This window comes from Ignavibacteriota bacterium, from assembly GCA_016707525.1.
Lineage (GTDB): Bacteria > Bacteroidota > Ignavibacteria > UBA10030 > UBA6906 > JAGDMK01.
Genome location: JADJHP010000002.1, coordinates 1 through 12,107 on the forward strand (window position 1 = coordinate 1; position 12,107 = coordinate 12,107).

The 12,107-nt window shown below is 60.3% G+C and carries 10 protein-coding genes and 1 pseudogene; 8 read left to right on the forward strand and 3 right to left on the reverse strand.

Features of this window, described 5'->3' with window-relative positions:
* Together IPI01_03620 and IPI01_03625 are read right to left on the reverse strand one after the other, a co-directional pair.
* Window positions 1-507: MFS transporter (locus tag IPI01_03620; protein MBK7256901.1), on the reverse strand; the 507-nt coding region annotated here is incomplete at its 3' end.
* Window positions 482-997 carry an MFS transporter gene (locus tag IPI01_03625; protein MBK7256902.1) on the reverse strand — a complete coding sequence of 172 codons (516 nt, stop codon included), beginning with the start codon at window positions 995-997 and terminating at the stop codon, window positions 482-484. The genes IPI01_03620 and IPI01_03625, both read right to left, overlap by 26 nt.
* A 294-nt stretch (window positions 998-1,291) precedes the next feature.
* Between IPI01_03625 and IPI01_03630 the strand changes: the two are divergent.
* The 3 genes and pseudogenes from IPI01_03630 to IPI01_03640 all read left to right on the forward strand — a co-directional run bounded on the left by IPI01_03630 (window position 1,292) and on the right by IPI01_03640 (window position 4,328).
* A pseudogene (locus IPI01_03630) lies at window positions 1,292-1,986 on the forward strand (VIT1/CCC1 transporter family protein).
* 343 nt (window positions 1,987-2,329) lie between these two features.
* Window positions 2,330-3,436 (forward strand): hypothetical protein, encoded by a 1,107-nt coding sequence (locus IPI01_03635; GenBank protein MBK7256903.1) that lies wholly within the window; start codon window positions 2,330-2,332, stop codon window positions 3,434-3,436.
* A gap of 73 nt (window positions 3,437-3,509) precedes the next feature.
* Window positions 3,510-4,328: a hypothetical protein gene (locus tag IPI01_03640; protein ID MBK7256904.1), complete on the forward strand. Its 819-nt coding sequence runs from the start codon at window positions 3,510-3,512 to the stop codon at window positions 4,326-4,328.
* Window positions 4,329-4,702: 374 nt separating this feature from the next.
* Here the strand turns inward: IPI01_03640 and IPI01_03645 are convergent, their stop codons facing one another.
* Window positions 4,703-4,981 carry a hypothetical protein gene (locus tag IPI01_03645; GenBank protein ID MBK7256905.1) on the reverse strand — a complete coding sequence of 93 codons (279 nt, stop codon included), beginning with the start codon at window positions 4,979-4,981 and terminating at the stop codon, window positions 4,703-4,705.
* Window positions 4,982-5,073: 92 nt separating this feature from the next.
* On the opposite strand from IPI01_03645, the gene IPI01_03650 reads away from it, so the two are divergent.
* The 5 genes from IPI01_03650 to IPI01_03670 all read left to right on the forward strand — a co-directional run bounded on the left by IPI01_03650 (window position 5,074) and on the right by IPI01_03670 (window position 12,098).
* A complete protein-coding gene (locus IPI01_03650) occupies window positions 5,074-5,520 on the forward strand; it encodes a hypothetical protein (GenBank protein MBK7256906.1) in 447 nt (148 codons plus the stop codon).
* Window positions 5,521-5,739: 219 nt separating this feature from the next.
* Window positions 5,740-7,503: an alpha-L-fucosidase gene (locus IPI01_03655; GenBank protein MBK7256907.1), complete on the forward strand. Its 1,764-nt coding sequence runs from the start codon at window positions 5,740-5,742 to the stop codon at window positions 7,501-7,503.
* Between the two features lie 41 nt (window positions 7,504-7,544).
* A complete protein-coding gene (locus IPI01_03660; GenBank protein MBK7256908.1) occupies window positions 7,545-8,945 on the forward strand; it encodes a DUF3863 domain-containing protein in 1,401 nt (466 codons plus the stop codon).
* A 24-nt stretch (window positions 8,946-8,969) separates the two neighbouring features.
* On the forward strand, window positions 8,970-10,424 hold the full coding sequence (locus tag IPI01_03665; GenBank protein ID MBK7256909.1) for a T9SS type A sorting domain-containing protein: 1,455 nt from the start codon (window positions 8,970-8,972) through the stop codon (window positions 10,422-10,424).
* A gap of 120 nt (window positions 10,425-10,544) precedes the next feature.
* The gene (locus IPI01_03670) at window positions 10,545-12,098 is read left to right on the forward strand and encodes a glycosyltransferase family 39 protein (GenBank protein MBK7256910.1); all 1,554 of its coding nucleotides are present in this window, start codon (window positions 10,545-10,547) and stop codon (window positions 12,096-12,098) included.
* Window positions 12,099-12,107 lie beyond the last annotated feature (9 nt).

A 12,107-nucleotide genomic window follows, 5' to 3' on the forward strand; every position in this document is an offset into this window, starting at 1 on the left:
ACGTAGCCATTGCCCAGACCGAGCATAAGGAGCAGCCCGAAGTCCCCCCATGGAATGGATGAAGCCGAGCATCCCTACCACAGCTCCGAAGGACACGAGGAACCCGACGATGAACCAGCGCATGAAGACGCCACCGGGGCGGGGGAGCGAGCCGGCCATAAGGAAGCCTGCCAGGTTCCCTCCCGCGAATGCCGACATGAGCAGGCCGTAGGCTACAGCCCCTTCCGGGAGGCGCTGGTTCGCGAGGACCGGAATGCCGACAAGGAGGGGTCCCATCAGCAGGAAGTTCACTGCGGTCAGTGCGATGATCATCAGCCGGATGGGCAGGTCGTTCCAGACATGCTTCATGCCCGAGGCGATGGACGCAAGGATCCCTTCCTCGTGCCCTTCGTTTGCGGAACTGCCGGTGTGCATGAGCCAGAGGCAGACCCCGGAGACGGCGAAGCTGAACGCGTCAAGGACGAAGGCAAGACCTATCCCGTCAGCGGAATCGGTGTAGCTGGCGATCCCCGATGAATCCGACCAACTGGCCTATCCCCATCATCAGTGAATTGCCCGCCTGGAGGTCGCCCTTTCCGACGATCATCGGGACAATACTGTTCTCGGCAGGAATGGCAAAGCCGGCGACAAGCCCGAAGCTTAGCCCGAAGGCGTACAACATCCACACATCCACAAGGCCGCTGAGAACCACGGCCGCCATGGCGGCGGTGAGCACGAGCCGGACGATATCTGCGATGAGCATGATGCGCCTCGGAGACAGGCGGTCCGTTGCGGCTCCACCGAGCAGCATGAAGACCGCCCGCGGGATCCCTCCGAGTGCGAGAACGAACCCGAGTGCGAGGGGATCGCCGGTGAGCGTGAGGACGAGCCACGGTGTGGCGATGAGCGCAAGCTGATCGCCAAGAAGGGATGTGGCCGTGCCCGCGAACAACAGTCGGAAGTCCCGCAGGGCCAGGACGCGCGCCATGGGGTGTGCCTGGGATGGCGATGTGCTCATGGGTCTGTCCCTCTACGGATACGCAAGAGATCGTTCCTGTGGAAATGGCGGGTGACGCGGTTCGGGGTTCAAGATACGCTGTTCTTCTGGATTTCGCAATCGAACGTACGATGCCAGGATCGATCGGATCAGCGTGGAGACGGGTTGGATATTCCCCGATTTCGGAGTACCTTTTGATATATTTCGCGCCGCGCCACCGTGATGCGCACGGTCAATGCCGCCACCGAGAGTCACGGGACCGTTCCCGCGGTCTCTGGTAGACCCCTGAATACTATCATCTGATGGAAAGAACGAATGCCTGCAACCCCGCATGTTGAATCTCATTTCACCGCCAGTGAGGCCGTGCGCGATGTCGTCATCGGCATGTCTGATGGCCTTACGGTTCCCTTTGCGCTGGCTGCCGGACTGTCGGGAGCTGTTGTGTCGTCGGGCATCGTGGTCACCGCCGGTCTCGCAGAGATGGCTGCGGGATCGATCGCGATGGGGCTGGGAGGGTACCTTGCCGCCCGCAGCGACGCGGAGCACTACGCCAGCGAGTACCGCCGCGAGCAACAGGAGATCGTGGAGAAGACCGATGTCGAGCGGCTGGAAGTGACGGAGATCCTGACATCGTACGGGTTGACATCCGAAGAGGCGATGCCGATCGTGGATGCCTTGAGCCGCCGGCCGAAGCAGTGGGTCGATTTCATGATGAAGTTCGAACTCGGTTGGAAGAACGCGACCGGAAACGCGCTATGGCGAGCGGGCTCACGATCGGTGGAGCGTATGCCGTTGGTGGGTTCATCCCCCTCATCCCCTACATGCTCGTCGCGGAAGCATCATCCGGACTGGTCTGGTCGATAGGATTCACACTGCTTGCCCTGATGATCTTTGGCTACATCAAAGGTGGCTTCACAGGTGCACGCCCGGTGCGCAGCGCCATGCAGACAACACTCATCGGAGGCGTCGCGGCAGCGGCTGCCTTCGGCATTGCGCGATTGGTGGGGTGACCGATGAATGGACGGTCGCAGACACGCACACACACCTCCACCCGCATGAGGCTCACGGTCATGGGCACTGCCGGCGTACTCACTATGCTGGGTGCTGTGATGGCATGTGCACAGCCACTATCCCCGTCCGGGTGGCAGACCGTGGGAAGGGGGACGGTGTCATTCCGGGAAAACCGCGTATCCGTGGACGATTGCTTCATCCATGCGCGGGACACATTGCCCGATGCTTTTCTGATGACGTTCACAGCCCGGTCACTCGGCGAGGAAGTCCAGATCTGGTCCGGGTTCGGGTTCCACGATAGGGATGCGCGGTATGCACTCGGATTGCGCGGCGGGAACAACAATGATCTCTATCTCTGCCGCTATGAGCCGGGCGGCAACGATGAAATGCTTGCGCTGGTCTCCCTGGGATCCGGGATCACCGCCGGTAAGGTATGGGTTCACGATCGCATGCATCCGTGGTGCGATACGTGTCTATCTCGATAAAGAAGACTCTCCCCGCATCGTCGTGCGGGATCCGCACTATCGCCTGAAGGGGTCGGCTCTTCTGGGTGGTGGTTGGATCCCGACGGAGTACAGCGGCGTTGCGGTGCGTTCGCTGAGCCGCCGGGAACAGGAGCGGTACCTGAAGGATACCGTGCAACAGGTCGTGTCGCTGTCTCCGAAACACAGGGAGAAGCGCAGAGTGCACCAGCGCGCAGCGTACGCGCCGGTGCTCGTTGGCCGGTTCGCTGACGGTCGCACGGATCTCTCTCTGAATGGCCGATGGCTTTTCAGGCCGGGCTATGAAGTGCAGCGTGGCGAGGATCCTGCGGACCCGCACCGGTCCGATGCGGGTTGGCACGTCATGGATGTGCCGCATTTCTGGAACCCCGTCAGGAACTGGCTCCATCTTCAGGAATCGGGATTGCCCCATGGCGGTAGCGGGGTGTCGGACAACTACCGTGAACAGGAAGAACAACGTTGCGACAGCTCCACGTTCGATCACCGGCGTACCACGGATGCCTGGTACCGGCACTGGATCGTGCTGCCGCAGGAGACCGCCGGCAAACGTCTGGTAGTCACTTTGACGCTGTTGCGATGGCCGCAGAGGTGTCGGTCAATGGCGTGCGTGCGGGGGAATGTTGGCATGTTCGGCTCTTTCGATGTCGATCTGACGGAGCACGTGCGGCCGGGAAAAAACCTGCTCGCCGTTCATGTCATGGCCGTTGAGCCCGATGGGAGCGCTGAAGCGCGGCGCCAGGTCGCACGTGCCGTGAGCGTCGACATCACCAACGCGATGCTCCACTCGCTGCCGCACGGAATGTTCGGGGGAACGGAGGGGGGCATATGGCAACCCGTCACGCTCACGATCACCAACCCTGTTCACATCGACGACGTGTTCGCGCAGGTCCGCACCGACGGGGGAGACATGCATGTTACCTGCGTGAACCTTCCCGCGCATCCGTGAAGAGGATCATACGGCTGGAGATCACGAAGGACGGCTCAGGGCGACCCCTGTATGCATCGGCCGCCGGGATGGGGTGGAGATCCCCGCGCGTGATTCCGCAACGTTCACCTACCGTCTCTCAGGCCTCTCCCCTGAACTCTGGAGTCCCGAGACCCCTCATTTGTATAAGCTCCGTATACGGCTGGTGAGGCAAGGGCCTACCGGTACTGAAGAGACCGACGATGAGCGCTCGGTGTTCATCGGATTCCGGACCTTTGAGGTCCGCGCGGGCCGGTTCTTTCTGAACGGAAATCCGTACTGGCTGCGCGGAGCCAATCATCCACCCTGCGGTATCGCCCCGAACGATACACTCCTTGCCAACCGGTTCATGCAGTTGATGCACGACGGGAACCAGATGGCGACCCGATCGCATGGGTGCCCGTTCACGGAAACGTGGATGGATGCGGCCGACAGGCAGGGCGTTGCCGTGAGTTATGAGGGCACGTGGCCGTGGCTCATGATCACCGGTTCACCGGATGACCGGCTGGTATCGATCTGGCGGAACGAGTTTCTCGGACTGGTGAAGCGGTTCCGCAATCATCCGTCGCTGTTCGTCTGGACCGTCAACAATGAGATGTCGTTCACGATGTTCCACCATGAAAGCGCGCAGGACCAGCGCCTGAAGAACTGGACGGTCATCTCTGATGTGATCAAAGAGATCCGCCGGCTCCATCCCGGGGCCCCGATCAGCGGCGATTCCGGCTACAACAGGTTGCCCGGCGACTACGAGGCCATCCTTCGTCCGCACGGTATCGATGACGGTGACACCGATGACCGCCATGTGTACTTCAACTGGTACAACAACGACTTCTTCCAGATCTTCAACGGTGAGTTCGACAAACAAATCTACTAATCCCCAAAAACAAACACCAACCAACCCTATTTCGAGCAAAAGGTTTCCACCGGGTATCCCAACAATGATGACGGGCATTTCTGCAGGAAGTACCTTTTCCGCCACTACGTGCCCCAGGCATTCTATGGCGACTGGGCCTGGGAGGACCATGATCCGCTGCCCGGACTGAAACGACATGCATTCATGACGAAAGAGCTGGCGGAGGCGATCCGGCGGACCTCGCCCGAGGCCGCGGGGCTGCTCCTCTTTGCGAACGTCTGCTGGTTCAGGGACGTCCACCGCGCGAGCCGCATCTCCCCGTATCCCGTGTACGACGCCGTGAAACTTGCCTATCAGCCGGTCCTGCCGTCCCTGGAACTCTTCGGCAGGCATTTCTATGCGGGCACGAGCATCCGTCCCCGGATCTCGGTCGTGAACAATGCCGTGGACGGTGCGCCGCTCGCGCCCACGGTCCTCGCATGGCAGGTCGAGTATCGCGACAGTGTGCTTGCATCGGGATCGTATGCGCTGCCCGCGGTCCCCCATGACAGCACGCCCATGGACTCCGTGATGATCGCTTTTCCGGATCGACTGCCGGAAGAAAAGGCCTCATGCACGCTGAGGATCGGTCTGCGTCGTGGTGACACGACGATCGCAACGAATGCGTACGACATCCTGCTGTGCTCACGCCCCTGGGTGACGATGCCTGCATCGACGCGGGGGAAACGGATCGGGCTGTTCGACCTGACCGGAAAGACGCAGGGCCTTGTTCGAAGCGCTGGGCATCCCGTATGTTCACCTGAGAGACCTGACGGAGATACGGCTGACGCCGATGGATGTTCTTGTCGTCGCAAATCTCGACGCAGGGGAAGAAGTGCCGTACAATTGGGAAGACGTCCAGAACATGCCGGCGCATGGCATCCCGGTGTTGCTCATGCATCCCGGCAAGCACCTCCAGTGGCTCCTCTGGTGGCATGTGGATCAGACCTATGAGAACAGGGGCCGCATCGTTAACATGAGGATCCCCGAGCATCCTGCCTTCGATCAGGTCGATCCATTCGATCTGGCGTGGTGGCAGCAGGAGGGGAGAGCGTTGCCCATCGTGTGCCGGAGATCGTACCGTTTCAAAAAGACCGAAGACGTCACGCCACTCTGCACATACCTCCGTCCGCATGTATACATATCGTCGCCGGAGGAAGAGCCGAAGAAATGATGGGGTGCCACTTGCGGAGATCAAGCGGAACGGGACGATCATCGCGTCCGAGCTCGAATTGAATTCCGGGGTCACGGATCCCGTCGCCGCACGGGCTTTTGTGAACCTCCTGTCGTATCTTGTGTCTGGCGCCACCCGATGAACAGGACGCATCATCAGGAGGCTTGCGCAACACGCTGAGTATGCCAACAGATCCTCGACCTTTCTCCGGGCAGATCCATGAGATCCCTTTTTCTGGTAGTGGTGCTGGCCTTCCAGACCATCGCGTTCGCGCAGGGTCAGAAACCCGTTGCCTCCTTGCCGCTTCCGTCGCCCGCACAGGTGCGCTGGCACAGCAACGAGCGCATCATGTTCGTGCACTTCTCGGCCAATACCTGGCAGATACACCGGGGTCTGGAGAATGAGTGGGACGACCATTCGATCTCTCTGGACCGGATCGATCCGAAGCAGTTGAACACCGATCAGTGGTGTGAGGTCGCCGGGAGTTGGGGTGCGAAGATGATCATCTTCGTCGCCAAGCATGTGGGTGGGTTCTGCTTCTGGCAGACCACCACGTCGGACTACGGCATCCGCAATACCCCCTGGAAGGGTGGGAAGGGGGACGTCCTCGAGGAACTTTCGCGTTCGTGCAGGAAATACGGCCTCGATCTCGGGATCTACATTTACCCCGGTGATCCTGCCTGGGGTGCCGGGCCGGGAAGTGGCGGCATCACGTCCGATCCGGCGAAGCAGGAAGGATACACGAAGGTATTCCGGCAGCAAATGACGGAGGTGCTGAGCAGGTACGGGACGATACGCGAGGTGTGGTTTGACGGCAGTTGCCGGATCGATGTTGCCGATATCCTGCAGCAGTACGCGCCGGACGCGGTGATCTTCCAGGGGCCACAGGCAAGCCTCCGGTGGGTAGGGAATGAAGATGGGTTCGCGCCGTTCTCGAACTGGTATACGCTGAGCAGCAAGGACCTGCGAAGCGGGGTTGCCACATCCGCCCAATCTGATCCGTTCGGTGATGCGTATGCACCGGTGGAGATCGATGTCCCGCTGTTGAAGAACAAGGGACATAAGTGGTTCTGGGCTCCGCATACGGACCATCTGATCCTGACCACCGATCAGTTGATGGACATGTACTACAAGTCCGTAGGGCGGGGATCCGTGTTCCTGCTCAACTCCACTCCGGATACCACCGGCGTGATCCCGGTATCGCACGCCGCAGCCTACCGCGCCTTCGGTGATGAGATACGCAGGCGGTTCGCAACGCCACTGGCCACGACGCGCGGGGCGGGGCGCCAGATCGTGATCACGCTTCCGTCGCAGGAAGAGGTCGATCATGTTGTGCTGCAGGAGGATGTTGCGCAGGGACAGCGCGTGCTCAGCTTCACGATCCAGGGATCGGATGCACAGGGTCGCTGGAAAGAACTGTACGCCGGCACCTCGATCGGTTCGAAGCGCATCTGCTGGTTCCCCTGCGCTGCGGTCAAGAAAGTGCGGGTGACATTCACGAACGTCAAGGCAGAGCCACGCATCGCATCCCTTGCGTTGTATCACGTTCACGGAGCGAAGCCCTCCCCCGATGTGCGGAATGACCGGAGCATGTTCTACGATGGCGTGGCATCCCGCCAGGCCTCGGCCACGGCAGACGAAGCCGCTGATTCTGTGGGCGTGTGGATGGGATCGTCCGGTGCCGCATGGAGGGAGTTCAGCGTCGATCTTACGAAGTATGTTTCCCGCATCGGGCAATACGTGATCACGTTCGTTCCGGCGACAGGGAAGAAGGGGACCGACCTGGAATTCAACGACGCGGAGATCGAGATGTACGGCGCGAGCATCAAGGATGGTGTCGAGGCGTTTCCGCCGGGATCGGCCTTCCGTATCACGCGGTCGCAACAGACGCTCGATCAGTATCCGACAGTATTCCGTGTGAAGGTCAGAGGCGGCCGGCCAGGGGCCACGGGCAAGGTGACGATCCATCCCATCAGGTACTAGCAGGACCAGTGAATATGTTCAACGCTCGACAGATGCTCCGCTTGGTCACACGCACAGTGCCGGGTCCCGGCAGGCGATCAGGCTCTGGTGTTCGCGTCCTCATCGGTGCATCGCTCTGGTTCCTCTGCGTCTCCGTTGCGACCGGGCAGGATGACCATACGCCAGCCATTCATGCTGGTGTCATGGGCGGCCGGTTTCTCACGCTCACGACGGTCGTGCGGGTCAATCAGATCGAAGTCTCCCGTGACAGGAATGAGGGAGAGGATGAATCCGCGATCCATACGCTGGCGAACGCTCAGAGTTTTCGGAAAGCGATCGCAGACGGTTGGCCCGGGGCAAAGATCACGTGGGCATTCAGCTGGCAGGCGCTCTTTTCACGCGCAGAGAACTATGTCCGGATCCGGGCCTATGCAAAAGAGTGTCACGAGCGTTACGGCGATGATGTGACATTCATTCCGGGTGGGTATTTCGCCAATGCCTACAATACACGGGCACAGGTGAACAAGGACCTGCATGAGGCGTTGGCGCGGGTCACGGAGTTCATGGAAAACGGGTTTCGTCCCAGGAGCGTTGTGGCAGGATTCCTTTCCGCCGCGAACCTCCAGTATCTCGCGGAAGCAGAGGACATCCATGTCTGTCAGGGGAACATCTGGAGCCAGTACGCCATCGACAACCAGGACGGCGACGGCTCGCTCTGTTATCCGTACTATCCCTCGAAGGAACACTTCTGCAAGCCCGCCCGGTCGAAGGATGATCTGATCGATTGCGTGAACCTGGACGGATGGACGTGCGACTTCCTTGCCGCGCGGCGGGAGGGTTTCAAAGAGGGGTTCAACAGCCGGATGGGTGTGGGGCCCATCGAGACCATTGGCAATCTCGGTCCGGAGGCCGGGCTCCGCCAGATGAACGCCACAACCGCCGTGCATTTCGACCAGGGTTTTGCGATGAATGGGTTCGCCTGGGTGACCAATTGTTGGGAGCAATGCCTTGTCACGCAGATCGGGCATCTCGCATCGCTGACGGCATGGCTCACCGCGATCCGCACGCGGTGGCCGGATGCCCGCTGCATCACGCAGGGTGAATTCGGCCTGCTCTGGCGGGCGACATACAGGAATAATGACTCCTTGAATTACAGGTTCGTTCAGCGGGGGACGGGGATCGGCGGCTCGGACAAGGACAAAGAGATCAGGTGGTACATGAACAGGGATTTCAGGCTCGCACTCTTGAAGGATCTGACGTCCGGCACGGAACACGTGATCGACCTGACACGGTACGACATCCCGGCGAGCGAACCGCGCGACATGACCAGGCGGTGGAGCCTCATGGGCGAGGTGAATCAAAAACAGACCAGGCCGCAGGATGCCCCACGGCCGTTCCATGACCTTTCTGCCGGCGACCGGAGCCGGGTCGAAGCACGTTATCCGGAATTCAAGAACAAGTAGTATCCCAAAGGACACACGACGACAATGCGCATCCTTACTCTGAGTTGTTTCATGCTCCTGACAGCGGGTTTGCTCCACGATGTTCACGCCGGTGGCAAAGGATTCCCCGCACCGGGTTACAATAAGGTGGCATACTATGTCTTCGATTCGGGTGGGCCCGATCACTATCCGATGACATCGTTCTCGGATGAAGCCAATATCGTCATCGTGTTCGAAGGGACGCTCTGGGAGCTGGCGGATTCCACGCATTACGCAACGCCATGGATGCGGAACGTGAACTATCACTCGCACGCCGAGGTCCTGCGTGATATCCGGGCGTTGCAGGCACGTGGGGTCAAGGTCCTCATGAACGTGGATGACGCCGCGTCGTGGAGCACCGCGACGCCGTTCACGACGTACGACGGCAAGAAGTTGAGCATCCAGGAGTTCGCGGCCTTCATCAAGACCTGTGCTATCGATTCCGTTGGTTTCGATGGCATCTCCCTCGACATCGAACACAAGGCAACCGCCAATACCGAATACATCACGCTCCTGAAGGAGGTAGGAAAGTATTTCGGGCCCCGCTCTGCGAACAGTGCCACCCAGATGTACATCGCGGCCATCTACTCCGGTGGTGCACCCGGCCCGGCGGTAGGCAAATCGAAGGACATCACGTCGTACATGAACTTCATCATGGATATGGCGTATTTTAATTCCGATTTCGGCTTCCGCTTCCGGCAGTGGGCGGATTCCATCGGTGCATCCAAGACCATGGTCGGTATGTTGAACGACTACTTTGACCTTGCTCATGCCACCGGTGCCGCCGCCTGGCAACCCACGGTGCCCCCGAAAGCAGGGATCATGGTGTATGCTGCGAACAACAGCAAGGCGTATACGGATGCGATCTTCAGAGCGCTGGTCGTCGGTCCGACCCAGGCAGCGGAGCCGTTCCCTGCAGACAACGCGACGGGGATAGGCATCACCGCGCAGCTGCGCTGGAAAGGCGATCCCGCGGCGACAGCTCATGCGATCTACCTCGGCTCCGGTGGTGTGCTCGAGAAAGTGGGCGAACAGGCTGATACCACATTCGATCCAGGGGCACTCCTGCCCAACACGCTGTATCACTGGCGGATCGATGAGAAGAATGCGGTCGGGACGACGATAGGAAAGATCTGGAAATTCACGACGGGGACCGGCACCGCCGTCGATGGTGGGGAGGCGGGGACGCCTGCGGCGTTCGCACTTCTTCAGAATTTCCCGAATCCGTTCAATGCCAGTACTGTGATCGGATTCACGGTGGGTGGGGAGGGAGTGAGCCGCGTCCGTCTCACGGTGTGCGATATGCTCGGCCGCGAGGTCATGACCCTCGTAGATGAGAAGAGAATGCCGGGGACGCACCGCGTGTCATTCGACGCCTCGCGTCTTGCCAGCGGGATGTACCTCTACCGCTTGCACGCGGGCGGCACGGTCCTGACGAAGAAGCTCGTGCTCGTTCGTTAGGAGCACTCTCCGACGCTCTCTGGTGGGCCCCCTCATGATGTGGGAGACGCGGCCCGCCAGACCCTGGCAGATGATACAGAGAACACCTTCCGCAATCACGCGCATGGAGATGGCCCTCTCGTGAACACCTTCTCACGTTCCACCAATTCCCACAGGTTGAGCACCGCCGTTGCGATGTCCATCGGCATCGCCGTGGCCGTCTACCACCTCGTGCTGAGCATGCTCCCCGGATACGGTTTCTTCATCGATGAGTTCTACTACCTTGCATGTACGAAGCACCTTGCCTTCGGATATGTGGACCATCCACCGCTCTCTATCGTGCTGCTTGCCGGGGTCCGGGCCATCTTCGGGGACGGCCTGACGGCGGTCCGGCTCGTTCCCTCGATCGCTCTGGGAGCTACTGTGGTGTCGACCGGACTGATCACGCGGCGTCTCGGAGGCTCCACCCTGGCCGTCGTGATCGCGTGTCTGGGTGTGGCGGCGATGCCTGTTTTCCTCGTGATGGGCAGCTTCTATTCGATGAATGCTCTTGAGATTCTTGTCGTGGCGGCGATCCTCCACGTTGTTGTGCGCATGCTTGATGAACACGAACCACGATACTGGGTGCTGATCGGTGTCCTCATGGGGTTGGGCCTCGAACTCAAGCATACGATGGGCGTGTATGCCGCGGCGCTTGCTCTGGGGATACTGATGGGACCGGACCGAAAGCTCCTGTGGAACCGATGGGTACTGTACGGAGGAGCCTGTGCCGCGGTCCTCATCCTCCCGAATCTGCTCTGGCAGGCAATGAACGGGTTCCCTTCGCTGGAGTTCTACAGGAATGCGATGGTGAACAAGAATATTCCGAGGAGCCCCGCCGGCATCCTGATCGATCAGACGATCTTCGTGAATCCCTTTTCAATTCCGGTATGGCTTGGCGGACTCGGTTTTCTGCTCTTCGGACCGGCGGGGCGAAAGTACCGGAGCCTGGGACTGGCCTACCTTGTTCTTTTCGCCGTCATGGTCGTGAGCCAGTCCAGTCGCCCCGATCGCATCGCCGCGTTCTACCCCATGCTCTTCGCCGCCGGAGCGGTGATGATCGGATCGGTCGTGGGGCGGCTTCCGCGCCGCGTCATTGCCGGTGGAGTGATCGTGCTCTTGCTCGCCGGATTCGGGCTCGCCGCTCCCGTGTTCTCTCCGCTTCTTTCTCCGGAACGGACGAACAGTCTCCTCACCTCGCTCGGTGTATCGTTGAGCATCGAATCGGGGAAGACACAGGACCCGCTTCCTCAGTGGTTGGGCGATCGTCTGGGATGGGAGGAACTTGCAAGGGAAGTGGGGAAGGTCTACCGGAACCTGCCGCCTGAAGAGCAACGAACCACGGTGATCGTGAGTAACAACTACGGTGAAGCCGGTGCGCTGGAACTCTATGGTCCGCGATACGGATTGCCACGTGTCTATGCGACGCATAACAGTTATCACGCGTGGGGCCCACCGCCGGATTCCATCCGCACGTTCATCGCGGTGATGGTGGGCAAGCGTGACCTCGAACGGCTCTTCGAGAATGTCGAGGAAGCCGGGGTACAGACCTGTGCATTCTGCACGCGCCCCCAGCAGCGCATTCCGATCTATGTCGCCCGCCGCCCGCGCTTTCTCATGAGCAAGGCGTGGACGGGATTCAGGATCTACAGTTGACCGGTGGGG

Bases quoted from the DNA above. Each gene is read 5' to 3' on its own strand.
- IPI01_03625 (MBK7256902.1), bottom strand. From the start codon at position 997: ATGAGCACATCGCCATCCCAGGCACACCCCATGGCGCGCGTCCTGGCC.
- IPI01_03635 (MBK7256903.1), top strand. From the start codon at position 2,330: ATGATCTCTATCTCTGCCGCTATGAGCCGGGCGGCAACGATGAAATGC.
- IPI01_03645 (MBK7256905.1), bottom strand. From the start codon at position 4,981: ATGTCGTACGCATTCGTTGCGATCGTCGTGTCACCACGACGCAGACCG.
- IPI01_03655 (MBK7256907.1), top strand. From the start codon at position 5,740: ATGAGATCCCTTTTTCTGGTAGTGGTGCTGGCCTTCCAGACCATCGCG.
- IPI01_03665 (MBK7256909.1), top strand. From the start codon at position 8,970: ATGCGCATCCTTACTCTGAGTTGTTTCATGCTCCTGACAGCGGGTTTG.